The following is a 22,321-nucleotide window of genomic DNA, read 5'->3' on the forward strand; positions in this document are numbered from 1 at the left end:
TCCCTCAGGACGCGCTGGGCAGGATCAGCGGCTTGATGCAGCCGTCGAGCTTGGCCGAGAACACGTGGTAGGCCTCGGCGATGTCCTCGAGCGGGAAGCGGTGGGTGACCATCTCCCGCGGGGTGAGGTGGCCGTTGCGCACGTGCTCGAACATCCGCGGCCACTGCCGCTTGACCGGCGTCTGGTTCATCCGCAGCGTGAGCCCCTTGTTCAGCGCGTCGCCGAACTTCACCGCGTTGGGGACCGGCCCGTAGGCGCCCACGACGCCGATGTTGCCGCCCTTGCGCACCGCGTCGATCGCCCAGTTGAGCGCCACCGGCGAGCCGCCCTGCAGCTTGAGCTTGGTGCCGGCGATGTGCTGCAGCGCGTTGCCGTCGGCCTCCGCGCCCACCGCCTCGATGACGACGTCGGCGCCGATGTGGTCGGTCTGCTTCTTCAGCTCCACCACGATGTCGTCGTGCTCGTCGTAGTTGAGCGTCTCGGCGTGCGCCATGCTCGCGGCCTTCTCCAGCCGCTCGGTGAGGTGGTCGACGACGATCACCCGGCCGGCGCCCATCAGCCACGCACTCTGCGCGGCGATCAGCCCGACCGGGCCCGCGCCCAGGACGACGACCGTGTCGCCCTCGGCGATCTCGCCGAGCTGGGCGCCGAAGTAGCCGGTCGCCGAGGCGTCGGTGAGCAGGACGGCGTCCTCGTCGTGCATCCAGTCGGGGATCTTCACCGGGCCGACGTCGGCGAAGGGCACCCGCACGTACTCCGCCTGGCCGCCGTCGTAGCCGCCGGTGGTGTGCGAGTAGCCGTAGATGCCGCCCACCGCCGTGGCGTTGGGGTTCACGTTGTGGCAGTTGGAGAACAGGCCGCGGGCGCAGAAGAAGCAGGACCCGCAGTAGATGTTGAACGGCACCATCACCCGGTCACCGACGGCCAGGTGCTCGACCGAGGGCCCGACCTCGTCGACGACGCCGATGAACTCGTGGCCGAAGGTGTGCCCGACCCGGGTGTCCGGCATCAGCCCGTGGTAGAGGTGCAGGTCGGAGCCGCAGATCGCCGCCAGCGTGACGCGGATGATCGCGTCGTTGGGGTGCTCGATCCGGGGCCTGTCCTTCTCCTCGACGCGCAGCTTGTACGGGCCGCGGTAGGTCATCGCGCGCATGGTGCCTCCTGGGGACGTTGTCCGCCCGCCAGTGCCCCGTCCCCGCTCGGCGCACACACCCGCCCCGTTCACGGGGTGCTCACAGCGACGACACGGGGCCGCTGGGTGACGTCTGCCTCGCCGCGACACGGTCAGCCGTCCGCACTCCCCGACCGTCCCTGGAGGACCTCCGTGCGCCGTCCGTCCCGCCGTGCCGCCCTCACCCTCACCACCGCCGGGCTGCTGGCCGCCGTCGCCGTCCCCGCCGTGGCCGCGGGCCTGTCCCCCGTGCCCCAGGGCAACGGAACCCAGCAGGCCGAGGTCGTCGGCCGCTCGGTCCTGCCCTCGGCCACCTTCGGCGAGGAGATCCCCTCCGGCGCGCTGGCCAGCCCGGCCAACGGCGTCGCGACCCCCTTCGACGCCCAGCCCGTCCAGGGCTTCTCCGGCCTGCTGAAGGACGGCGACGACTGGCTGGTGCTCGAGGACAACGGCTACGGCACCAAGGCCAACAGCGCCGACTTCCTGCTGCGCGCGATCCGCCTGCACATCGACCCCGTCACGCAGCAGAGCACCGTCGTCGAGGGCGGCTTCAGCCTGTCCGACCCCGACCGCAAGCTGCCCTTCACGCCGGTGCGCGCCGACCGCCGGCTCACCGGCGCCGACCTGGACCCCGAGTCCTTCCAGCGGATGCCCGACGGCACCTTCTGGATCGGCGAGGAGTTCGGCCCCAGCGTCGTGCACGTCGACGCGACCGGGAAGGTGCTGTCGGCACCGGTGCAGCCCGAGGGCGTCCGCTCCCCCGACGCGTGGGACCTGAAGGGCGCCACCCCGACGCTGGGCAGCAGCAAGGGCTTCGAGGGCATGGCGCTCGGCGTCGATGGCCACACCATCTACCCGATGCTCGAGGGCGCGGTCGCCGGCGACGACGCGGCCACCCGCCGCATCTACCGCTTCGACACCAACACCGGCAGGTACACCGGCCTCAAGGGCAAGGTGAGGTTCGAGGTCGCCTCCGACGCCCTCGGCGACATGGTCGCCCTGGACGAGAACCGCTTCCTGATCCTGGAGCGCGACAACGCCCAGGGCCCGGCCTCGCAGCTCAAGGCCGTGTACCTGATCGACACCCGGGACAAGGACCGGGACGGCTACGCCGACAAGCGGCTGCTGGTGAACCTGATGGCGATGCCCGACCCGCAGGGCGTGGCCGGCACGAAGGGCGCCTTCTCCACCTTCCCCTTCGTCACCATCGAGCAGATCGCCGTCCTCGACGACCACCACATCATCGTCGGCAACGACAACAACTACCCCGGCTCCAACGGGCGCACCGCCGGCGTGCCGGACGACAACGAGCACGTCGTCATCCAGCTCGACGAGGACCTGCAGCTCGACCCGGCGCTGGCCTCGATCAACGCCCGCGGCGCCCGCCGCTGACACCCCGCCGTCCGGCCCCGCCCCGCGGGGCCGGACGGCCCCCCGCACCACCCCTCGGTGCAGGTGCCCGCTCAGGGCACCTGCACCGTCGTCGTCACGCGCACGACCGAGGGGTCCGGCGGCACCGACCCGAAGCCGAACGTCACCGGCGGCCGCACCGGCGCGAGCGCGCCCAGCGGGTCGCCGTCCCAGCTCGCGGTGACCGACGCCAGCGCGTGCAGGTCCTGCACGCCGTACCACTCGGTGCGGCCACCTCCTGCCGAGCCCTTCGTGCGCAGGCCCGTCAGCAGCCGGGCGGGCGCGTCGAGCAGCCCGACCCACGCCGGACGGCGGGCCAGCGGCGCCGGCACCGCGCGCAGCAGCAGCCCCAGCACAGGACGGCGGCCGACCGTGACCTGCAGGTGCAGCGGCCCGGCGGTGAGCGTCCAGCTCCGCGGGTCGGACCGGTCGACCACGACGTCGACCAGGCGCACCTCGTCGAAGGAGTAGGTGGCGCCGACGAACTCCGCGACCTCGGCGCTGGGCGCGAGCAGCAGCCGGTGCCCGTCGGGGCGCTGCACCATCACGTCGGAGAACGCCCCCAGCGGCGAGCGCTGCCAGTGCCCGAGCACCACCCGGGTGCCCGACGTCGTCCCGGTGCCGAGGATCCAGCCGTCGAAGCGCATCCGTGTGCTCACCGCGTCCCGGTGTCCAGGACGGCGCCCGGTCAACCGCCCCGGACGCCGCCCTGGCCCGCTCAGGCGTCGGCCGGCTGGGGGAAGAGCCGGTGCAGCACGTCGGACAGGGTGACCACGCCCAGGACGGCGCCGCCCTCGGTCACCAGCGCCAGGTGGTTGCGGGTCTCCCGCATCGCCCGCAGCGCCGCGTGCACCGTCGTCCCGGCGTCGAGGGTGAAGACCGAGCGGGCGAAGGGGGCCGCGGGCCCGTCGTCGGGCTCGGTGAGGGTGTCCCGCACGTGCACGACGCCGGTCACCCGCTCGCCGTCGACCGCGCCGAGCAGGATCCGCAGGTGACCGGAGCGCCGGGTGGCGTCTCGCACCTCGCCCACCGTGGCGGCCGCGCGGACGCCGGTGGGCGGCGAGCCGGTGCCCAGCAGCTCGCGGACGGTGAGCCGCTCGAGCTCCAGCGCCCCGGAGATCTGCTCGGAGAACCCGGCGTCCAGGGCGCCGACGTTGGCCGAGTGCTCGACCAGGTGGCGCAGCGCGGCGGGGCTGTGCCCGACGGCGACCTCGTCGACCGGCTCCACGCCGACCCGGCGCAGCAGCGCGTTGGCGGTCCGGTTGAGCAGCCGCAGCAACGGCCGGAACAGCGCCATGAACGCCCGCATGGGGGCGGCCAGCAGCGTGGCCGACCGTTCCGGGTGGGCGATCGCCCAGGACTTGGGCGCCATCTCGCCGACCACGAGGTGGATGAAGGTGACGACGAGCAGCGCGAGGGCGAACCCGGTCACGTCCGCGGCCACCAGCGGCAGGCCCCAGCTCTCGAACAGCGGGGTCAGCCAGTGGTGCACCGCCGGCTTGCTGATCGCACCCAGCGCCAGGGTGGCGGCGGTGATGCCCAGCTGCGAGCCGGCCAGCAGCACGGTGAGCTCGGCCGAGTTGCGCAGCGCGGCGCGCGCCGCGCGGCTGCTGGGCGCGGCCTCCTCGAGCCGGTGCCGCTTGGCGGCCAGCGCGGCGAACTCCACGGCCACGAAGAAGGCGCTCAGCGCGACGATCACGACGGTCAGCGCGACGACCACCCGCGGGTCCTCGGTCATCGGGTCCGCACCTCGGTGGTCTCGGCGGCGCCGGCGCCGGCGGCGTCGCGGTCGGGGAGCTCGAGCCGGACGCGGGAGGGCACGTGCCGCTCGACGGCCAGCACCTCGACCCGCAGCGCACGCGCCACCGGGACGTCGGTGTCCACCAGGTCGCCGGGGTCCAGCGGCAGGGCGATCTCCAGCACGGTGCCGGGCCCGGGCAGCCCGCCGGCCGCGGCGATGACCAGCCCGGCGATCGTCTCGTAGGGGCCGCGCGGCAGGTCCAGGGCCAGCGCCCGCTCCACCTCGTCGACGTGCACGTCCCCGGCCATCTCCCAGACGCCGTCGCCCTCGACCGGCACGTACTCGCGGTCGTCGGCGTCGTCGTGCTCGTCGGTGATCTCCCCGACCAGCTCCTCGGCGAGGTCCTCGAGGGTGATGACCCCGGCGAAGCCGCCGTACTCGTCGACCGCGCAGGCGAGCTGGTCGCCGGACTCGGTGAGCTGGCGCAGGACGTCGGGCAGCGACGCCAGCGTCGAGACCAGCAGGCAGGGGCGGGCGATCGCGGTCACCGGCGCGGTGTCGGGCGCCGTGGTGGTGAGCACGTCGACCAGGTGCACCACGCCGACGACGTCGCCGGAGCCGGTGTCCAGCACCGGGTAGCGGGAGTGCCCGGTGGCCATGAGCTCCCGGAGGTGACCCAGGGTGTCGGCCGCGGTCACCGTGCCGACCCGGGGCCGCGGGATCATCGCGTGCTCCACGTCGCGGGCCGGGAAGTCGAGGATGCGGTCGAGCATCATCGACAGCTCCGCGGGCAGGTCACCGGTCTCGCGGGACTCCTCGACGATGTGCTCGAGGTCGCGGGCGGTCGCGGCGTGGTCGACGTCGTGCACCGGCTCGATGCGCAGCGCCCGCAGCAGCAGGTTCGACGCCTGGTCGAAGACCCAGATCAGCCAGCCGAACACCTTCAGGTAGATCACGGTGGAGGCGGCCAGCCAGCGGGCCACCGGCTCCGGGCGGGCGATGGCCAGGTTCTTGGGGAACAGCTCACCGAAGAGCATCTGCACCAGGGTGGAGAACAGCAGGGCCAGCACGGCCCCGATGCCGACGCCGACCCCGGTCGGGACGCCGACGCCACCGAGCATCGCACCCAGCGACTCGCCGATCAGCGGCTCGGCCACGTAGCCGACCAGCAGGCCGGTGACGGTGATGCCGAGCTGGGCGCCGGAGAGCATGAACGAGGTGCGGCGGGTGACGCCCAGGGCGCGCGCGGCGGCGGGGTCACCGCCTTGCGCCCGGGCGGCGAGGCCGGCCCGGTCGACCGCCATGTAGGCGAACTCCTGGGCCACGAAGTACCCGGTGACCAGCGTGATCGCCAGGACGACGACCACGCCCAGCAGCAGGGAGAGCAGGTCCGTCATCGGCCGCACACCTCCTCAGCGGGACGGAGGGGTACGGCCGGGGGTTGGTGCTCGGGGCTGCTCATGTCTCTCTTCGTGAGGGGCGGTCGGGGTCCGGCGCCCGCGCGGGCGCGGGCGCCGCCGTCCCAGTGTCACCCGGGCGGGGCCCGGTCCCCCCGTCCGGGCACTTTGCGATCCCGTGACGATCTGCGGCCACCCCCCTGCCTGGCCGGGGCGGGGCGGCTCCGCGAGGATCGACCCGGCGCGCCGCCGCGCCGTCCCGACCCCGAGGAGCACCGTGCCCGACCAGACCGCGCAGGGGCTCGACGTCCCGGCGCTGCTCGCCCAGCTGACGCTCGAGGAGAAGGCAGAGCTGCTCGACGGCTCGGACTTCTGGCACACCACGCCGGTCCCCCGGCTGGGCGTCCCGGGGCTGCTGCTGGCCGACGGGCCGCACGGGCTGCGCCGGCAGGCCGAGGGCGGGGACCACCTGGGGCTCACCGGCAGCGTGCCGGCGACCTGCTTCCCGCCCGCCGCGGGCCTGGCCTCCAGCTGGGACGTCGACCTGCTGGCCCGGGTCGGCGAGGCGCTGGGCCGGGAGTGCCGCGACCAGGGCGTCTCGGTGCTGCTCGGTCCCGGGGTGAACATGAAGCGGTCGCCGCTGTGCGGGCGCAACTTCGAGTACCTCTCCGAGGACCCGCTGCTGGCCGGGCAGCTGGCCGCCGCGCTGGTCGACGGGGTGCAGCGGCAGGGCGTGGGCACCTCGCTCAAGCACTTCGCGGCCAACAACCAGGAGACCGACCGGATGACGGTCTCCGCCGACGTCGACGAGCGCACGCTGCGCGAGGTCTACCTGCCGGCGTTCGAGACCGTGGTGACCCGGGCCCAGCCCTGGACGGTCATGTGCAGCTACAACCGCATCAACGGCGTCTACGCCTCCGAGGACCCCTGGCTGCTCACCGACGTGCTGCGCGGCGACTGGGGCTCCACCGGGCTGGTCGTGTCCGACTGGGGCGCGGTCGACCGCCGCGACGTCGGGCTGGCCGCGGGGCTGGACCTGGAGATGCCCTCCTCGGACGGCGGCGGCACCGCCACCGTCCTCGAGGGCCTGCGCGCCGGCCGGATCACCGAGGCCGACCTCGACCGCGGCGCCGCCCGCGTGCTCACCCTGGTCGACCGGGCGCTGCGCGGGCAGGCCGTCGCCGTCCCGCCGGTGGACGCCGACGACCACCACGCGCTGGCCCGCGAGGCCGCCGCCGCCAGCGCGGTGCTGCTGACCAACGACGGCGTCCTGCCGCTGGCCGCCGAGGGCGGGCCGGTGGCGGTGATCGGCGAGTTCGCCCGCACGCCGCGGTTCCAGGGCGCGGGCTCCTCGCAGGTGAACCCGACCCGGCTGGACACCGCCCTGGACGCGCTGCGCGAGGCGCTGGCCGGACGGCGCGAGGTGGTCTTCGCCCCCGGCTACGAGGTCGAGGCCGACGCCGGCGACCCCGCGCTGGTCGCCGAGGCCGTCGAGGCGGCGGCCGCCGCGGAGGTCGCCGTGCTGTTCCTGGGGCTGCCGCCGTCGTGGGAGTCCGAGGGCTACGACCGCGACACCATCGACCTGCCCGCGGCCCAGGTCGACCTGCTGCACGCCGTCGCCGACGCCAACCCGCGGGTGGTCGTCGTGCTGAGCAACGGGTCGGTGGTGGACGTCGCCCCGTGGCAGGACCGCGCGGCCGCCGTGCTGGAGGGCTGGCTGCTGGGCCAGGCCGGGGGCGCGGCGACCGCCGACCTGCTGCTGGGCGTGGTGAGCCCCTCCGGCCGGCTGGCCGAGACCGTCCCCGCCCGGTTCGCCGACAACCCGACCGTCGGGGCGTTCCCCGGCGAGCACGGGCACGTGCGCTACGGCGAGGGCCTGCTGATCGGCTACCGGTGGTACGACGCGCACGAACTCCCCGTCGCCCACCCGTTCGGGCACGGGCTGAGCTACACGACGTTCGCGTGGTCGGACCTCTCGGTCGACGTCCGGTCCGGGGACGAACTGTCCGTCGACGTGCGACTCACCGTGACCAACACCGGCGACCTGGCCGCCACGGAGACCGTGCAGCTCTACGTCACCGACCCGCAGGCGTCGGTGTACCGGCCCCAGCAGGAGCTGCGGGCCTTCGCCCGGGTGCACCTGCAGCCGGGCAAGAGCGCGCAGGTCGAGCTGACCCTCGACCGTCGCGCGTTCGCCTACTGGCACGTGGGGCTGGGCGACTGGGTGGTCGAGGGCGGTGCGTTCGGCCTCCGGCTGGGCGCCTCCTCGCGTGACCTGCGCCTGTCGGCCGAGGTCGAGCTGCCCGGCGACGACCTCACCTCGCCGCTGGCCGCCGACTCCACCGCCGAGGCGTGGCTGGCCCACCCCGAGGCCGGCCCGTGGCTGCGCGAGCAGCTCGCCGACGCCGAGTTCGGCCGGTTGCTGGCCGACCCGCGCAACGGGCAGATGCTGCGCGCCGTCCCGCTGGTGCGGCTGTCCCGGATGCCGGGGTTCCCGCTGCGCGAGCCGGAGGTGACCGCCGCCGTCGGCCGGTTCGCGGCGACCTGAGGCCCCGCTGCCACCGCCCCGCCGGGGCGGGGTGGGCACTCGTCACAGGACCGTCATGCGGCTCCCCGGCGTCACCGGGTACCGACCCGGAGGACACCCGGCAGGGGCGGTGCGGCCACCGGACCCACCCGTCCCCCGACGAGAGGAGCTGCTCGTGGACACCCCCCATCGCCCCGTCACCCACCGCCGACGGTGGCTGGTCACCGGTGCCGTCCTCGCCGCGCTCGGTACGAGCGCGTGCGGTGAGGAAGGTCCCCTGGCCACCCCTCAGGCGGAGGTGCCCGGCGGCGCCGTCGGCCCCGACGCCCCGGTCGGTGCGGACCTGGACCTGCTGCAGGTCCAGCTCGAGTACCCCCTCGACGGGCTCTACGAAGTCGGAGAGGACGCGCGCCTGTTCCTCGGCATCGCCAACGTCGGCACCACAGCGGCCACGCTCGTGGACGTCAGCGGCCCCGACTTCGCCGACGCCCGAGCCGGCAGCGGCGAGGACGTCACCCTGACCGTGGAGCCGGACGACAACGTCTACGTGGGCGCGGAGGGCATGCCGTCGATCGTGCTCGAGGACCTGCGGACCGAGCTCCGGTCCTCGCAGTCCATCCCGGTCACCTTCACCTTCGCCGACGCCGGCGAGGTGACGGTCCAGGCGATGGTGGCCGCCGAGGGGCAGGACCCCGTGCCCACCTACGACTTCCCCGATCCGGCGGAGGACCCGACGCCCGAGGAGGGCTGACCCGGGGTGCTGGTCCGCAGCGCGGGTGCTGCGCCGGTGCGTGCCCCGGGTGGGCGGTGGTCCGCCGCACCGGCGCCCGGGCGCGACAGGGACCACGCCCGCCCCGGCGGCTGGCTCAGCTGCCGCCACCCCGCCAGCGGAGGACGTCGAGCGCCGCGGCGACGGCGACGGCGTCCTCGGCCAGCGGGCGCGGCAGCAGCTCCTCGGCGCGGGCCAGCCGGCGCAGCACGGTGTTGCGGTGGGTGTAGAGCCGCTCGGCCGTCCGGGCGGCGCTGCCCAGCTCGCGCACGTAGGTGAGCACGGTGTCGCGGGTGGCGGCGTCGGCGCCGAGCAGGCCGCCCAGGGTGGCGGTGAGGAACTCCTCGACCCGGGTCGGGTCGGTGGTCAGCAGCGCGACCAGCTGGACGTCGGCGTAACGGGCGACCTGCTGGGGCGAGGTGAGCCGGGCGAGCATCTGCTGGGTGGTCGCGGCGTCCAGGTGGCTGCGCCGGAAGCCGTCGACGTCGCTGCCCGGCCGGCCGATCGCCACCCGCACGCCGGGGGCGCCGGCCAGACCGGCGGTCACCGCGGCCGGCTCGGGCGCCCGGTCCACCGGCAGCCACACCCACAGCGCCGCGGCCCCGGCGACGACGGTCAGCCGCCGGCCGGCCCCGGCGGCCCGCATGGTCGCCTCGGCCGCCGCCTCCAGCTGGTCGGACCCCACCTCCCCCGACCCGCTCCACACGATGACGGCGGTGTGCGGTCCGGTGAGCCCGTAGCCCAGCTGCGCCTCGGCGCGGGCGCGGGCCAGCGGCGCGCCCTCCAGCAGCAGCGAGACGGTGGCCCGGCGCTCGGCGTGCGCGCCGCGGGTGAGCTCGCTGCGCTCGGCGGCCATCCGCTGGGAGACCGTGGCGACGGTGTCGTCGACGAAGGTGCTGATCGACCGGGCCGAGACGTCGAGCAGCTCGCGCAGCTGGGCGGTGTCGGCGGTGAGCGCGAAGCAGATCTGCATCCAGTGGCGCCAGGCCACCGCCTGGGCGGTGCGGTAGGCGTCCAGGCCCAGGTGGTCGAGCCCGCGGCGGACGAGGTCGCGGGCGCCGTCGAGCACCTCGGGCCCGACGTACACCGGCACCCGCTCGCCGGGGCGCTGCACGTTGGCCGCGGCCCAGTGCAGCAGGTTGGCCAGGTTCGCCCGTCGGACGCTCTCGGCGAGCACCGGGTCCTCGGCGACCGGGCGCATGCCCGCCCCGCTCAGCGCCGCGGTGTGCACCTCGGCGACCCAGTCGGCGCTCGGGTCGAGCGCGACCTCCGCGCCGCGCCGGAACAGCTCGCGGACCGCCGGTGAGGGCAGGGGCCAGTCGGCGGTCATGCCGGGCATGGTGCACCACCGGACGAAGAGCGTGGTGCACGGTGAACTGGCAGACCGTGGCCCGGGTCACGCAGAGTCGGGAGCATGACCACCGACACCGCCGTCGAGCACCTCGACGTCCTGATCGTCGGCGCCGGCCTGTCCGGCATCGGCGCGGCGTACCACCTGCGCCGCGACCACCCGCAGCGCAGCATCGCGCTGCTGGAGGCCCGCGACGCGACCGGCGGCACCTGGGACCTGTTCCGCTACCCCGGCGTCCGGTCGGACTCCGACCTGCACACCTTCGGCTACGACTTCAAGCCGTGGCGCGAGGAGCAGTCGATCGCCGGCGCCGACCGGATCCTGGCCTACCTGCGCGAGACCGCCGCCGAGAACGGCATCGACGCCCTGGTGCGCTTCTCCACGAAGGTCGTGGCCGCCTCCTGGTCGTCGGAGCAGGCGCGCTGGACGGTCGACGTCGAGCGCACCGACACCGGTGAGCGGACGACGCTGACCTGCGGCTGGCTGTTCTGCGCCGGCGGCTACTACCGCTACGACGAGGGCTTCACCCCGGTCTTCCCCGGCCGCGAGCGGTTCGCCGGCCCGGTCGTGCACCCGCAGCACTGGCCCGAGGACCTCGACACCACCGGCCGGCGGGTCGTGGTCATCGGCAGCGGCGCCACCGCGGTGACCCTCGTGCCGGCGCTGGCGCGGACCGCCGCGCACGTGACCATGCTGCAGCGCACGCCCACCTACGTGCTGCCGGTGCCCGCCGAGGACGCGCTGGCCAACCGGCTGCGCCGGCTGCTCGGCGAGGAGCGCGCCCACCCGCTGATCCGCCGCAAGAACATCGCCAAGAGCCAGCTCGTCTGGCGGTTCTGCCAGCGGCACCCCGAGCGGGCCCGGGCGCTCATCCGCTGGGTCAACACCAAGCAGCTGCCCGCGGGCTATCCGGTCGACGAGCACTTCAACCCGCCCTACGGCCCGTGGGACCAGCGGCTGTGCGCCGTCCCGAACGGCGACCTGTTCCGGTCGATCCGCGAGGGGACGGCGGAGGTGGTCACCGACCGCATCGCCACGTTCACCGAGACCGGCGTGCTGCTGGAGTCCGGCCGCGAGCTGCCCGCCGACGTGATCGTGACCGCCACCGGGCTGAACGTGCAGGCCTTCGGCGGCATCCGGCTGACCGTCGACGGGGCCGAGGTGCGGCTGCCGGAGACGGTCGCGTTCAAGGGGATGATGCTGTCCGGCGTGCCCAACTTCGCCTACGCCATCGGCTACACCAACAGCTCCTGGACGCTGAAGATCGGGCTGCTGTGCGAGCACTTCACCCGGCTGCTCACGCACATGGACGCACACGGGTTCGACAGCGTCCGCCCGGTGCCGCGCGACCCGGACATGCCCACCCGGCCCTTCCTGGACTTCGGCGCCGGCTACCTCAAGCGGTCGATGGACCAGTTGCCGCGGCAGGGTGAGCGGGTGCCCTGGTCGACCTCCACCGACTACCGCGCGGACGTGAAGCTGCTGCGGGACGGCAGCGTCGCCGACCCCGAGCTGCAGTTCGCAGCCCGGGTCCCGGTGCCGGCATGACCGGCCCGGACGCCGACCGGTTCGTCGACCTGCCCGCCGGCCCGCGGATCTGCTTCCGGGTCGACGGGCCGGACGACGGCGTCCCGCTGCTGCTGATCGCGGGGCTGGGCATCGACCTGACCTCGTGGCCGCAGCGGATGGTCGACGGGTTCACCGCCCGCGGGTTCCGGGTCGTCCGGCTCGACAACCGCGACATCGGCCGCTCCAGCACGATCGGCACGCCCGCGCCCGGCCGGCTGCGCCAGCTGCTGGCCCGGCCGCGCCGCGACGCCTACGACCTCGGCGACATGGCCGCCGACGCCTTCGGGCTGCTGGAGCACCTGGAGATCGACCGGGTGCACCTGGTGGGCATGTCGATGGGCGGGATGATCGCCCAGACGCTGACCGCGCGGCACCCCGACCGGGTCGCCAGCCTGACCTCGATCTTCTCGACCACCGGCGACCGCCGGGTGGGCCAGCCCGCCCGGTCGACCCTGCTGCGGCTGGCGAAGGGCCCCGCGCGCACGGTCGGGGCCTCGGTCGAGCGGCACCTGGGCATGCTGGCGCACATCGGCTCGCCGACCCTGCTGCCCGACGCCGACCTCGAGCGTGCCTGGGCCACCGGGTTCTGGGAACGCGGCGGCGGCGTGCGCGCCCGGGCGGGCGTCCCCCGGCAGATCGGCGCCATCCAGGCCTCCGGCGACCGGACGGCGGAGCTGCGGGCGATCACCGCACCCACGCTGGTCGTGCACGGGTCGGCCGACCGGATGGTCCACCCCACCGGCGGCCGGGCCACCGCCGCCGCCGTCCCCGGGGCCCGCCACGTCGAGATCGCCGGCATGGGCCACCACCTGGCCCCCGGGGTCGTCGACCGGCTGGTCGACCTCACCACCGAGCTGGTGCGCGGCACCGGCGTCCCGCTCGAGACCGCAGGAGACCACCGATGAGCAGGTCCGCGAAGCACAGCGTCCGGAGCAAGGTCGCCGTCGTCACCGGCGCCGGGTCCGGCATCGGGCGGGAGCTGGCCTTCCAGCTCGCCCGCCGGGGCGCCCGGCTGGCGCTGTCCGACGTCGCCGAGGTCGGGCTGGCCGAGACGGCGGCCCGGGCGCGGGCGCTGGGCGCGCAGGTGCACACAGCCCGGCTCGACGTCACCGACCGGGCGGCGGTGCTGGCGTACGCCGACACCGTGGCCGGTCACTTCGGCGTCGTCCACCAGGTCTACAACAACGCCGGGGTGGCCGGGGGGACGTCGGTCGAGGACAGCGACTGGGCCGACTACGACCGCATCCTGGGCGTCAACCTCTTCGGCGTCCTGCACGGCACCAAGGCGTTCCTGCCGCACCTGATCGCCTCCGGTGACGGGCACGTGGTCAACGTGTCCAGCCTCAACGGGCTGATGGCCCAGGCCGGGATCAACGCCTACAGCGCGAGCAAGTTCGCCGTCCGCGGGTTCACCGAGGCGCTGCGGCAGGAGATGCTGCTGGCCGGGCACCCGGTGCAGGTGACCGTCGTCCACCCCGGAGGCGTGCGCACCAACATCGCCACCGCGGCGCTGGAGGTGTCCCGGCAGCGCGGGGACGCGATCACCGCCGAGGACGAGGCGCGCACCCGCTTCTACAACGAGAAGCTGCTGCGGATGCCGGCCGAGCAGGCTGCGCGGATCGTGGTCGACGGCGTGGAGGCCGGGCGGGCGCGGGTGCTGGTCGGCAACGACGCGAAGGTGGTCGACCTGCTGGTGCGGCTGGCGCCGGCCACCTACCCGCGGATCGCCGCCCGGCTGCAGCGGGGCCGCCGCCCCTGACCTCAGACCTCCCGGCGGGCGCGCACGGCCGCGGCCAGCTCGGCCAGCAGGCGCTCGGTGGTGGGGAGGTCGACGCAGGCGTCGGTGACGCTCTTGCCGTACTCCAGCGTCGGGTCCCGGCGGTCGAGGTCCTGCCGGCCCTCGACGAGGTTGCTCTCCAGCATCACGCCGCGGATCGCCCGCTCCCCGCCGGCGACCTGCCCGGCCAGGTCGGCGACGACGCCGGCCTGGCGGCGGTGGTCCTTCTGGCTGTTGCCGTGCGAGGCGTCGACGACGATGACCTGCGGCAGATCCCGGGCGGCCAGCGCCGCCTTCGTCGCGGCGATGTGCGCGGCGGAGTGGTTGGGGCCGTCCTTGTCACCGCGCAGGATCACGTGGGCGGTGTCGTTGCCGGTGGTCGACAGCTGCGCGGTCACCCCGGAGCCGTCGACGCCGAGGAACTCGTGCGGCGCCCGGGCGGTGAGCACTGCGGAGACGGCGGCGCCGATGCTGCCCTCGGGCGAGTTCTTGAACCCGATGACCGAGGAGAAGCCCGACGCCCGCTCCCGCGCGGTCTGGTCGGTGACGTTGCGCGCGCCCACGCCGTTGTAGGTGACCAGCCCGTTGACGTACTGCGGGGTGAGCGCGTTCAGCGGCTCGGCCGCGACCGGGACGCCCAGCGCGGTGATGGCGCGCATCAGCATGCGGGTGGCGACGAGGCCGACGCTGATCCGGCTGGAGCCGTCGAGGAAGGGGTCGTAGGCGAAGCCCTTCCAGTCGACCTCGGTGCGCGGCTTCTCGGTGTAGGTGCGCATGAGCACCTCGAGGTCGGCGCCGTGGCGCTCGCGCATTGCGGCGATGAACCCGGCGTACTCGACGGCTGCGGCCGGGTCGTGGATCGAGCACGGGCCGGCGATCACGGTCAGCCGGTCGTCCTCGCCCCGGACGATGCCGGTCACCGCGCGGCGCGCGGCCCGGGTCGTCGCCGTCGACGCCGCCGGCAGCGGGACGACGGTCGCGACCGCGGCCGGGGTCACGACGACGCTCAGGCCGGTGATCCGGGCGTTGACCAGGTCGGCGACGTCGGCGTCACCGACCGGCGCGGTGCCCAGGCGCTCGACGACGCCGGGCAGCAGCTCGGCCAGCGTGGCGTCGATGCGCCGGTTCACCTCGGTCTGCAGCTCGAGGAGCTGGTCGGCGACCCGGGTGGCCGCGGTCAGGATCTGGTCGGCGGGGATCGGGGCCTGGTCCATGCCGCGAGTGTTCCTGCCGCCGCCGCGGACCCGCGACCGGGGTGCTGTGAGCCGGCCGTCCCGCCCCATCGATCACGCCTGTCACCTCACGACTCGCACGCACCCCGGTCGGCGCACGGGCAACAAGTGACGAAGCGGACCGGTTCGTCTCGTCTTGGTCAAACCTGTTCCTGGTCACGATTTCGCATACGGTCAGTTGCAGCACAGCAGCGCAGGGTCGCCGACTCCCCTCAGACCCCGCGTCCCGCGAACCGTTCCCGAGAGGCACGACGATGACCCTGGCCCAGCGCTCCCCCGCTACCGCCCTCCCCCGTCAGGCCACCTACGGCCGCGTCCCGGCCCCCCGGCCCGCCGTCCCCGGTGCCCGCGTCCAGCCCGGCTTCGCCCCCGTCGGCCAGCGCAACGTGACCGCCCCCGTGCAGCCGATGACCGAGCGGCCCGCCCCGCGCCCGGCGGTCCGGTTCATGACCGTCGCCGAGGTCGCCGCGATGATGCGCGTGTCGAAGATGACCGTCTACCGCCTCGTGCACAACGGCGAGATGGCCGCCGTCCGCGTCGGCCGCTCCTTCCGCGTCCCGGCCCCGGCCGTCCGCGCGTACCTCGACGGCGCCCGCACCGACGCCGCCTGACCCGCTCGCGCCCCGGGTGCAGACTGCCGGGGTGACCGACCCGGCCGCGCCCTACCGCGCGTTCGCGCAGGCCGCCGGCACGTCCCCGCTGGACGCCCACGTCGCCACGGCCCTGGGCCGGTCGGCCGCGGCGCTGCGGGTCCTGCAGGTGGTGCCGGCCCGCAGGCGAGGACCGGTACCGGTCCTCGCGGCGCTGCACGACCTCACCCTCGCCGGACGGGCGCCCGGCCTGGCCGCCGCCCACGCCGCCGCCGACGGTGAGGCGACCGCCGCCGCGGCGGTCGACACGCTCCTGCGGTCGGCTCCCGAGGTCGCCGCGCTCCTGGCGCGCCGCAGACCGGCCTCCCTCGTGACGGGACACTGCGCGGTGCTGCAGCCGGCCGTCGCCGAGGCGGCCTCCCGGGCCGGAGCCGGTGCCGTGGGCCTGATCGGCCTCGATCTCTCCCCCGGGCTCGACCTGCACGTCGACCGCGTCGGCACCCACCTCGACACCGGGCAGCACCTCGGCGACCCGGCCTCTCCCGTCCAGCTGCGCGCCTCCGTCGTGGGGCCCGGGCGGGTCCCGGAGCGGGCGGTGCCCGCGGTGGTCGCCCGGATCGGCGTCGGCCGCGACCCGCTGGACCTCACCGACCCGGACGACGCCCGCTGGCTGCACGCCTGCCTGGCCCCGGACCGCCCGGCGGAGTCCGCACGGCTGGCGGAGGCGCTGGCCGTCGCGGCCGCTGCTCCCCCACACCTGCTGCGCGGCGACCCGCTCGACCTGCTGCCCGCGGCCGTCGCCCGGGTGCCCGCGGGCGCGCTGCCCGTCGTCCTCACCACCTGGGCGGTCGCGCGGCTGACCCCCGACCGGCGGCTGCGCCTCCGCCGCACGCTCGAGGAGGTCGCGGCCGGACGCGCCGTCGCGTGGGTGTCGGTGGAGGGCGTCGGCGTCGCTCCGGGCGTCCCGACCCTCGGCGACCGCCCGGCGTCGGGCCACAGCACCATCGGGCTGACCCTGCCGGACGGCCCGGTGCTGCGCGGCGAGGCGCTCGGCCGCTGCTGGTCGCGCGGCCGGTTGCTGTCCTGGCTCGCGGCCGGCTGAGCGCGTCGCAGCCTCGCTTCGTGAGCAGCGCCACGAAATGCTTGACGGTTCAACCGGCGCTGACGGTGTCATGACCGTCCGCAAGACCGCCGTCACCGCCGTCCCCCTGCACCCGCTGCTCGCCGAGCGGTGGAGCCCCCGTGGCCTGGACGCCGCGCACGAGCTCACCGAGGAGCAGCTGACCGCGCTGCTCGAGGCCGCCCGCTGGTCGCCGAGCGCGAGCAACACCCAGCCGTGGCGCTTCGCCGTGGCCCGCCGCGGCACGCGCACCTTCGACGACGTGCGCGACGCGCTGGCGCGCGGCAACCGGCTGTGGGCGCACGCGGCGTCCGCGCTGGTCGTGGTGGCCGCCGAGACCACCGGCCCGGACGGTGCCCCGCGGCCGTGGGCGGTGTACGACACCGGCCAGGCGGTCGCCCACCTGTCGGTCCAGGCCCAGCACGAGGGGCTGGTGCTGCACCAGCTCGGCGGGTTCGACCGCGACCGGGTCGCCGCGCTGCTGGCGCTGCCCGAGCAGGTGCAGCCGCTCGTCGTCCTGGCCCTGGGCAGCCACTCCGCGGGCGCCGAGCTGCCCGAGGCGCTGGCCGCCCGCGAGGTGGCACCGCGCGAGCGGCTGCCGCTGGACGCCCTGCTCCTGCCGCTGCCCGAGGACCCCGCCGCCTGACCGGTCAGGCCGACGCGGCCCCGCGGCGGGAACGGAGGGCGAGAACGGTGGTGGGCACCAGGGTGAGCACGGCGATGCCGGTGCCCACCACCGCCGGGCCGGCGGCCGCGAGCCCGGACTCCAGCGCGGAGCCGGCGGCCAGCGAGCCGACCGCCGTCCCGAGGTTGTAGGCCGAGACCGACAGCGCCACGCCCAACGTCGGCGCGGCCGCGGAGAAGCGGACCGCCAGCGCCGAGAGCACCGGGTTCGCGCTGAGCCCGAGCAGCCCGAGCAGGACCAGCAGCACCACCGTGGGCACGGCCGAACCCGACAGCAGGCAGATCGCCAGCAGGACGACGGTGGTCGAGGCGGCCACCCCGATCGTCGTCGCGTGCGGGTGGTCGTCGCCGAGCCGCCCGCCCACGATCGTGCCGACGAGGGAGCCGACACCGAACCCGACGAGCACCAGCGGCACCCAGCTCGCCGCGACGCCCGCCCGGTCGGTGAGCAGCGGGGACACGTAGGAGTAGACCGACAGCACGCCGCCGGTGGTGGTCGCGCACGCCGCCAGCACCAGCCACAGCCGGCCCGACCGCAGCACGCCCAGCTCCGAGCGCAGCGACGTCGGCGCCCGGTCGGCGTCCTCGGGCGGCACGCTGCGGGCGATGAGCGGGACGGCGGCCAGGGCCAGCAGCGCGAGCGCCCAGAACGGCCCGCGCCAGCCCGACAGCTGCCCGGCGAACGCGCCCAGCGGGACGCCGGCGACGTTGGCCAGCATGCCGCCGGCCCCGACCAGGCCCAGCGCCCGCGCACCGGCGCCCGGGCCGGCCGCGCGGGTGGCGACCACCGAGGCGACGGCCCAGAACGCGCCGGTGGCCCAGGCGGTGACGAACCGGGCGGCCAGCAGCAGCGGGAAGCTGTCGCCCACGGCGACCACCACGTGCCCGACGGCGAACACCGCCAGGGCCAGCACCAGCGTCACCCGGGCCGACATGCGTCGGGTGAGCAGCGCCATCGTCGGCGAGCCGACGATCATGCCGACCGCGAACACGGTGATCAGCAGCCCGGCCTGGGCGACGCTCACCTGCAGGTCGCCGGCGATCTCCGGCAGCAGGCCGGCGACGACGAACTCGGTGGTGAGCATCAGGAACGTGCCGACGGCGAGCACGTAGACGACGAACGGCATGCGCCCTGGCCGGGTGGCCGGAGCCGAGCGCGTGGTGGAGCTCGCGGTCACCGCAGGGTGGCCGCGTCGATGACGAACCGGTAGCGGACGTCGGAGGCCAGCACCCGCTCGTAGGCCTCGTTGACCTGGGCCGCGTCGATGACCTCGACCTCGGCGCCGATGCGCTGCTCGGCGCAGAAGTCGAGCATCTCCTGGGTCTCGGCCAGACCGCCGATCATCGACCCGGCGAAGGACCGGCGGCCGCCGATCAGCGACATCACGCCGACGTCCAGCGGCTCGGCGGGGGCGCCGACGTTGACCAGCGCACCGCCCACGGCCAGCAGCGACAGGTACGCGTCGACGTCGATCGGCGCGCTCACGGTGTTGAGCACCAGGTCGAAGGACCCGGCCAGCGCGGTGAAGGTGTCCGGGTCGCTGGTGGCGGCGTAGGCGTCCGCGCCCAGCCGCAGCCCGTCCTCCTGCTTCTTCAGCGACTGCGACAGCACCGTCACGTGCGCGCCCATCGCGTGCGCCAGCTGCACGCCCATGTGCCCGAGCCCGCCGAGGCCGACGACGGCGACCCGCTTGCCGGGGCCGGCGCCCCAGTGGCGCAGCGGGGAGTAGGTGGTGATGCCCGCACACAGCAGCGGCGCGGCGGCCGCCGAGTCGATGCCCGCGGGCACCCGGAGGGCGAAGTCGGCATCGACCACGACGTGGGTGGAGTAGCCGCCCTGGGTCGTCGTGCCGTCGCGGTCGGTGGCGGCGTAGGTGCCGATCATGCCCTTGAGGCAGTACTGCTCGTCGCCGGCCAGGCAGTTGGCGCACTCCCGGCAGGAGTTCACCATGCAGCCGACGCCGACCCGGTCGCCGACCCGGTGGGTGGTGACGTCGGCGCCGACCTCGGTGACCAGGCCGACGATCTCGTGGCCGGGCACGACCGGGAACGGCTGGGGGCCCCAGTCGCCGTTGACGGTGTGGATGTCGGAGTGGCAGATGCCGGCGTGCGTGATCTCGATCAGCACGTCGCGCGGGCCGACGTCCCGGCGCTCGATCGTGGCGGGGGCCAGGGGCTGGCCGGCGGCGGGGGCGGCGTAGGCATTGACGCGCACGGGGGTCTCCTCGGTTCGGGTGGATCAGTGGGTGGCGGGGGCGGCGGTGTACTCGGCGTCGGTCACCGGCGTCAGCCAGTGCACGACCGCGTGGTCGTCGTCGCCCTCGTTGATCGCCAGGTGGACCATCAGCCGGTTCGGGGCGGCACCGTGCCAGTGCTCCTCGTCGGCCTCGAACAGCACGCGGTCACCGGGGCGGATGACCTCGACCTGCCCACCGCGGCGCTGGCACAACCCCACGCCCTCGGTGACGAAGACGGTCTGGCCCAGCGGGTGGCGGTGCCAGTGGGTGCGCGCACCGGGCATGAAGTGCACCAGGTTGGCGGTGACCCGGGACGGCGCAGGGGCCGCGGCGACGACGTCGATGAACACGTCGCCGGTGAACCAGTCGGCCGGGCCCTGCACGGTGTCGGCGGAGCTGCGGGTGATCTGCACGGTGGGTCCTCCGGCGTCGGGACGGTCTGTCGGGGTCCACGGAACGCCTCCTCGCGCCTGCGTGGGAGGGCGGGCCTGTGGGGGGTGGGAGCTCGACCTCCCTCGTGGCGCCGGCCGACGTAGCGTCGAGGGGGTGGACAACCGCGCCGACATCCGCGACTTCCTGACCAGCCGCCGCGCCCGGATCACCCCGCAGCAGGCCGGGCTCCTGGCCGGGGGCGGACGGCGTCGCGTGCCGGGGCTGCGGCGGGAGGAGGTCGCCGTCCTCGCCGGGGTGAGCACCGACTGGTACACCCGGCTGGAGAAGGGCCACATCACCGGCGTCTCCGAGGACGTGCTGGAGGCCGTCGCCCGGGCCCTGCAGCTCGACGAGGCCGAGCGCACCTACCTGTTCGACCTGGCCCGCGCGGCCCGGCCCGGCCGCGCACCGCAGCGCCGGGCCAGGGGCGGCATCGCACCGCGGGTGCAGTGGATGCTGGACACGATGACCGGCTCGGCCGCGTTCGTCGCCAACGGCCGGCTCGACGTCCTGGCCACCAACACGCTGGGCTGGGCGCTGCACGCGCCGATGTTCGCCGGCCCCCGGCGACCGGCGAACTTCGCCCGGTTCCAGTTCCTCGACCCGGCCGCGCAGGGCTACTATTTCGACTGGGGCGCCGCGGCCGACGTCACCGTGGCGCTGCTGCGCGCCGAGGCCGGCCGCCGTCCGCACGACACCGCACTGCGCGAGCTCGTCGGGGAGCTGTCCACGGTCAGCGAGGAGTTCCGCACCCGGTGGGCCGCGCACGACGTCCGCATCCACCACAACGGCAGCAAGCAGTTCCACCACCCGGTGGTCGGTGACCTCGAGCTGGGCTACTGCACCCTCGACCTGCCCGCCGAGGAGCCCCCCGGCCTGCGGCTGACCATCTACACCGCCCAGCCGGGCACCCCGTCCGAGGACGCGCTCAAGCTGCTGTCGAGCTGGGCGGCGACCCAGGCGCCCACCGGCGCCGCACCGCCCACCCCGGCCGCCGACCGGCCCTGACGGGGCCGGCGCTCAGCCCGCCGAGGCGAGCGGCCGGACGTCGTCCAGCGGGGTGCGGGCCACCGGGACCGCGGCTCCGGTCGCCGAGGTGCCCGGGTGCGCCGGGCGCCCGAAGAGCCAGCCCTGCCCGAAGTCGACCTGCAGCTCCTGCAGCGCCGCCGCCTCGGCCGCCGTCTCCACGCCCTCGGCGACCACGGTCGCGCCGCAGCCGTGGCCGAACTCGACCAGGGAGGCGACGAGCTTGGCCAGCACCGGGTCGCCGTCGACCCCGGAGACGACGCTGCGGTCCATCTTCAGCACGTCCGGGGCGGTGAGGACGATGTGCCGCAGCGAGGAGTACCCGGCGCCCACGTCGTCGATGGCCAGCCGCATCCCGCCGGCCCGCAGCGGAGCCAGGACGGCGGCGAGGTCGGCGTAGTCGGCGACCTGGTCGTGCTCGGAGAGCTCCAGCAGCACCCGGTCCAGCGGCAGCTGCCGCAGGAGCGCGGTGAACTCCGGCAGCAGCAGGGTGGCCGGGGAGATGTTCATCGCGACGTACCCCTCGACCACGGTGAGGTGGTCGGCGGCCCGGCGCAGCGCCAGCAGCTCCAGCTGGTGACCGAGGCCGACGCTGTGCGCCTCCTCGAAGACGACGTCCGGCGCCTTGGCCCACGCCGCCGGGAACCGGCTGAGCGCCTCGGACCCGACCTGGCGCCCGGTGGCGAGGTCCACGATCGGCTGCAGGACGACGACGGGTCCGCCGTCGGCGACCACCGGCTCGAGCCGGGACAGCACCTCCCGCCGGCGCGCCTCCTCCCGCACGCCCGGCTCGATGACGACGGCCGCGGCCGAGGCGAGCACGGTCATCAGCGACCGGTCCCGCTGGGTGAGGCCCTTGTCGGTGGTGAGGCCGGCGGCGCAGAAGGTGCCGTACAGCTCGCCGTCGCTGAGCACGACCGGGACCGAGACGTAGCTGCGGATCCGCGGCAGCCGCGCGGCCGGCAGCTCCATCGCCGCGGGGTGCCGGCGCACGTCGGGGATGACCGCGGGCAGCTTCCCGTCCAGGATCGCCTGGCAGAAGGTGGTCTCCTGCTGCTGCCGGTTGCCCTCCTGGAACAGGAAGGGCACCGAGGACTCGACGACCTCCAGGTGCTGGGTGGTGCCGTCCATCCGGGTCAGGAAGGCCACCGACAGCTGCAGCGACTCCTTGGCCGTGCGCAGCAGCTCCGCGACCTGCTGCTCGGCGTCCGAACGCCTCTTCCTCACATCACCCTCCCGGTGGCCGTCCCCGGGTACATCGACCACCGGGCCGTCCGACCGGAGGACC

At 75.1% G+C, this 22,321-nt stretch carries 20 protein-coding genes; 10 read left to right on the plus strand and 10 right to left on the minus strand.

The window, feature by feature from the left end; translation table 11 throughout:
- Positions 1-4 precede the first annotated feature (4 nt).
- Complete coding sequence (locus ACGBYP_RS12870) at positions 5-1,153, minus strand: zinc-dependent alcohol dehydrogenase (protein ID WP_411584632.1); 1,149 nt, start codon at positions 1,151-1,153, stop codon at positions 5-7.
- A 171-nt stretch (positions 1,154-1,324) separates the two neighbouring features.
- On the opposite strand from ACGBYP_RS12870, the gene ACGBYP_RS12875 reads away from it, so the two are divergent.
- The gene (locus ACGBYP_RS12875) at positions 1,325-2,563 is read left to right on the plus strand and encodes an esterase-like activity of phytase family protein (protein WP_411584634.1); all 1,239 of its coding nucleotides are present in this window, start codon (positions 1,325-1,327) and stop codon (positions 2,561-2,563) included.
- Between the two features lie 71 nt (positions 2,564-2,634).
- On the opposite strand, the gene ACGBYP_RS12880 is transcribed toward ACGBYP_RS12875, so the two are convergent.
- The 3 genes from ACGBYP_RS12880 to ACGBYP_RS12890 are packed head-to-tail and all read right to left on the minus strand — an operon-like array spanning position 2,635 to position 5,719.
- Positions 2,635-3,240, minus strand: a complete 606-nt coding sequence (locus ACGBYP_RS12880) for a hypothetical protein (protein WP_411584636.1) — start codon at positions 3,238-3,240, stop codon at positions 2,635-2,637.
- Between the two features lie 59 nt (positions 3,241-3,299).
- Positions 3,300-4,319 (minus strand): hemolysin family protein, encoded by a 1,020-nt coding sequence (locus tag ACGBYP_RS12885; protein WP_411584638.1) that lies wholly within the window; start codon positions 4,317-4,319, stop codon positions 3,300-3,302.
- Complete coding sequence (locus ACGBYP_RS12890; RefSeq protein WP_411584640.1) at positions 4,316-5,719, minus strand: hemolysin family protein; 1,404 nt, start codon at positions 5,717-5,719, stop codon at positions 4,316-4,318. Before ACGBYP_RS12890 ends, ACGBYP_RS12885 begins: the two co-directional genes overlap by 4 nt.
- A gap of 277 nt (positions 5,720-5,996) precedes the next feature.
- On the opposite strand from ACGBYP_RS12890, the gene ACGBYP_RS12895 reads away from it, so the two are divergent.
- Both ACGBYP_RS12895 and ACGBYP_RS12900 read left to right on the plus strand, forming a co-directional pair.
- Positions 5,997-8,267 carry a beta-glucosidase gene (locus tag ACGBYP_RS12895; protein ID WP_411584642.1) on the plus strand — a complete coding sequence of 757 codons (2,271 nt, stop codon included), beginning with the start codon at positions 5,997-5,999 and terminating at the stop codon, positions 8,265-8,267.
- A gap of 154 nt (positions 8,268-8,421) precedes the next feature.
- Positions 8,422-8,997 carry a hypothetical protein gene (locus tag ACGBYP_RS12900; protein WP_411584643.1) on the plus strand — a complete coding sequence of 192 codons (576 nt, stop codon included), beginning with the start codon at positions 8,422-8,424 and terminating at the stop codon, positions 8,995-8,997.
- 115 nt (positions 8,998-9,112) lie between these two features.
- Here the strand turns inward: ACGBYP_RS12900 and ACGBYP_RS12905 are convergent, their stop codons facing one another.
- Complete coding sequence (locus tag ACGBYP_RS12905) at positions 9,113-10,345, minus strand: PucR family transcriptional regulator (RefSeq protein WP_411584645.1); 1,233 nt, start codon at positions 10,343-10,345, stop codon at positions 9,113-9,115.
- A gap of 84 nt (positions 10,346-10,429) precedes the next feature.
- Here ACGBYP_RS12905 and ACGBYP_RS12910 point away from each other — a divergent pair, with 84 nt between their 5' ends.
- The 3 genes from ACGBYP_RS12910 to ACGBYP_RS12920 are packed head-to-tail and all read left to right on the plus strand — an operon-like array spanning position 10,430 to position 13,694.
- Positions 10,430-11,914: a flavin-containing monooxygenase gene (locus ACGBYP_RS12910; RefSeq protein ID WP_411584647.1), complete on the plus strand. Its 1,485-nt coding sequence runs from the start codon at positions 10,430-10,432 to the stop codon at positions 11,912-11,914.
- A complete protein-coding gene (locus ACGBYP_RS12915) occupies positions 11,911-12,840 on the plus strand; it encodes an alpha/beta fold hydrolase (protein ID WP_411584649.1) in 930 nt (309 codons plus the stop codon). Before ACGBYP_RS12910 ends, ACGBYP_RS12915 begins: the two co-directional genes overlap by 4 nt.
- Complete coding sequence (locus tag ACGBYP_RS12920; protein WP_411584650.1) at positions 12,837-13,694, plus strand: SDR family NAD(P)-dependent oxidoreductase; 858 nt, start codon at positions 12,837-12,839, stop codon at positions 13,692-13,694. The genes ACGBYP_RS12915 and ACGBYP_RS12920 overlap by 4 nt, the downstream gene beginning before the upstream one ends.
- Positions 13,695-13,696: 2 nt before the next feature.
- Here ACGBYP_RS12920 and ACGBYP_RS12925 read toward each other — a convergent pair whose 3' ends face one another.
- Positions 13,697-14,926, minus strand: coding sequence for a 3-deoxy-7-phosphoheptulonate synthase (locus ACGBYP_RS12925; protein ID WP_411584652.1), 1,230 nt, complete (start codon positions 14,924-14,926; stop codon positions 13,697-13,699).
- A 425-nt stretch (positions 14,927-15,351) separates the two neighbouring features.
- Between ACGBYP_RS12925 and ACGBYP_RS12930 the strand changes: the two genes are divergently transcribed.
- From ACGBYP_RS12930 to ACGBYP_RS12940, 3 genes are all read left to right on the plus strand, one after another.
- A complete protein-coding gene (locus ACGBYP_RS12930) occupies positions 15,352-15,555 on the plus strand; it encodes a helix-turn-helix domain-containing protein (protein WP_411585229.1) in 204 nt (67 codons plus the stop codon).
- A gap of 31 nt (positions 15,556-15,586) precedes the next feature.
- A complete protein-coding gene (locus ACGBYP_RS12935; RefSeq protein WP_411584654.1) occupies positions 15,587-16,636 on the plus strand; it encodes a DUF2332 domain-containing protein in 1,050 nt (349 codons plus the stop codon).
- A 70-nt stretch (positions 16,637-16,706) separates the two neighbouring features.
- Positions 16,707-17,300 (plus strand): nitroreductase family protein, encoded by a 594-nt coding sequence (locus tag ACGBYP_RS12940; protein ID WP_411584655.1) that lies wholly within the window; start codon positions 16,707-16,709, stop codon positions 17,298-17,300.
- A 4-nt stretch (positions 17,301-17,304) separates the two neighbouring features.
- On the opposite strand, the gene ACGBYP_RS12945 is transcribed toward ACGBYP_RS12940, so the two are convergent.
- Genes ACGBYP_RS12945 through ACGBYP_RS12955 form a run of 3 tightly spaced genes read right to left on the minus strand, consistent with a single transcriptional unit; the run spans position 17,305 to position 19,988 of the window.
- Entirely contained in the window at positions 17,305-18,465 is a 1,161-nt protein-coding gene (locus tag ACGBYP_RS12945) for an MFS transporter (protein ID WP_411584657.1), read from the minus strand.
- A 47-nt stretch (positions 18,466-18,512) separates the two neighbouring features.
- On the minus strand, positions 18,513-19,553 hold the full coding sequence (locus ACGBYP_RS12950; protein ID WP_411584658.1) for an NAD(P)-dependent alcohol dehydrogenase: 1,041 nt from the start codon (positions 19,551-19,553) through the stop codon (positions 18,513-18,515).
- A gap of 24 nt (positions 19,554-19,577) precedes the next feature.
- A complete protein-coding gene (locus ACGBYP_RS12955) occupies positions 19,578-19,988 on the minus strand; it encodes a cupin domain-containing protein (protein ID WP_411584660.1) in 411 nt (136 codons plus the stop codon).
- 133 nt (positions 19,989-20,121) lie between these two features.
- Here ACGBYP_RS12955 and ACGBYP_RS12960 point away from each other — a divergent pair, with 133 nt between their 5' ends.
- Positions 20,122-21,015: a helix-turn-helix transcriptional regulator gene (locus ACGBYP_RS12960; RefSeq protein WP_411584662.1), complete on the plus strand. Its 894-nt coding sequence runs from the start codon at positions 20,122-20,124 to the stop codon at positions 21,013-21,015.
- Positions 21,016-21,027: 12 nt separating this feature from the next.
- Here the strand turns inward: ACGBYP_RS12960 and ACGBYP_RS12965 are convergent, their stop codons facing one another.
- Positions 21,028-22,260 carry an EAL domain-containing protein gene (locus ACGBYP_RS12965; protein ID WP_411584664.1) on the minus strand — a complete coding sequence of 411 codons (1,233 nt, stop codon included), beginning with the start codon at positions 22,258-22,260 and terminating at the stop codon, positions 21,028-21,030.
- Between the last annotated feature and the right edge of the window lie 61 nt (positions 22,261-22,321).

The sequence above is a fragment of the Modestobacter sp. SSW1-42 genome (genome assembly GCF_046635825.1).
Classification (GTDB): Bacteria; Actinomycetota; Actinomycetes; order Mycobacteriales; family Geodermatophilaceae; genus Modestobacter.

Bases quoted from the DNA above. Each gene is read 5' to 3' on its own strand.
- ACGBYP_RS12870 (WP_411584632.1), bottom strand. From the start codon at position 1,153: ATGCGCGCGATGACCTACCGCGGCCCGTACAAGCTGCGCGTCGAGGAG.
- ACGBYP_RS12885 (WP_411584638.1), bottom strand. From the start codon at position 4,319: ATGACCGAGGACCCGCGGGTGGTCGTCGCGCTGACCGTCGTGATCGTC.
- ACGBYP_RS12890 (WP_411584640.1), bottom strand. From the start codon at position 5,719: ATGACGGACCTGCTCTCCCTGCTGCTGGGCGTGGTCGTCGTCCTGGCG.
- ACGBYP_RS12905 (WP_411584645.1), bottom strand. From the start codon at position 10,345: ATGACCGCCGACTGGCCCCTGCCCTCACCGGCGGTCCGCGAGCTGTTC.
- ACGBYP_RS12910 (WP_411584647.1), top strand. From the start codon at position 10,430: ATGACCACCGACACCGCCGTCGAGCACCTCGACGTCCTGATCGTCGGC.
- ACGBYP_RS12915 (WP_411584649.1), top strand. From the start codon at position 11,911: ATGACCGGCCCGGACGCCGACCGGTTCGTCGACCTGCCCGCCGGCCCG.
- ACGBYP_RS12920 (WP_411584650.1), top strand. From the start codon at position 12,837: ATGAGCAGGTCCGCGAAGCACAGCGTCCGGAGCAAGGTCGCCGTCGTC.
- ACGBYP_RS12925 (WP_411584652.1), bottom strand. From the start codon at position 14,926: ATGGACCAGGCCCCGATCCCCGCCGACCAGATCCTGACCGCGGCCACC.
- ACGBYP_RS12930 (WP_411585229.1), top strand. From the start codon at position 15,352: ATGACCGAGCGGCCCGCCCCGCGCCCGGCGGTCCGGTTCATGACCGTC.
- ACGBYP_RS12940 (WP_411584655.1), top strand. From the start codon at position 16,707: ATGACCGTCCGCAAGACCGCCGTCACCGCCGTCCCCCTGCACCCGCTG.
- ACGBYP_RS12945 (WP_411584657.1), bottom strand. From the start codon at position 18,465: ATGCCGTTCGTCGTCTACGTGCTCGCCGTCGGCACGTTCCTGATGCTC.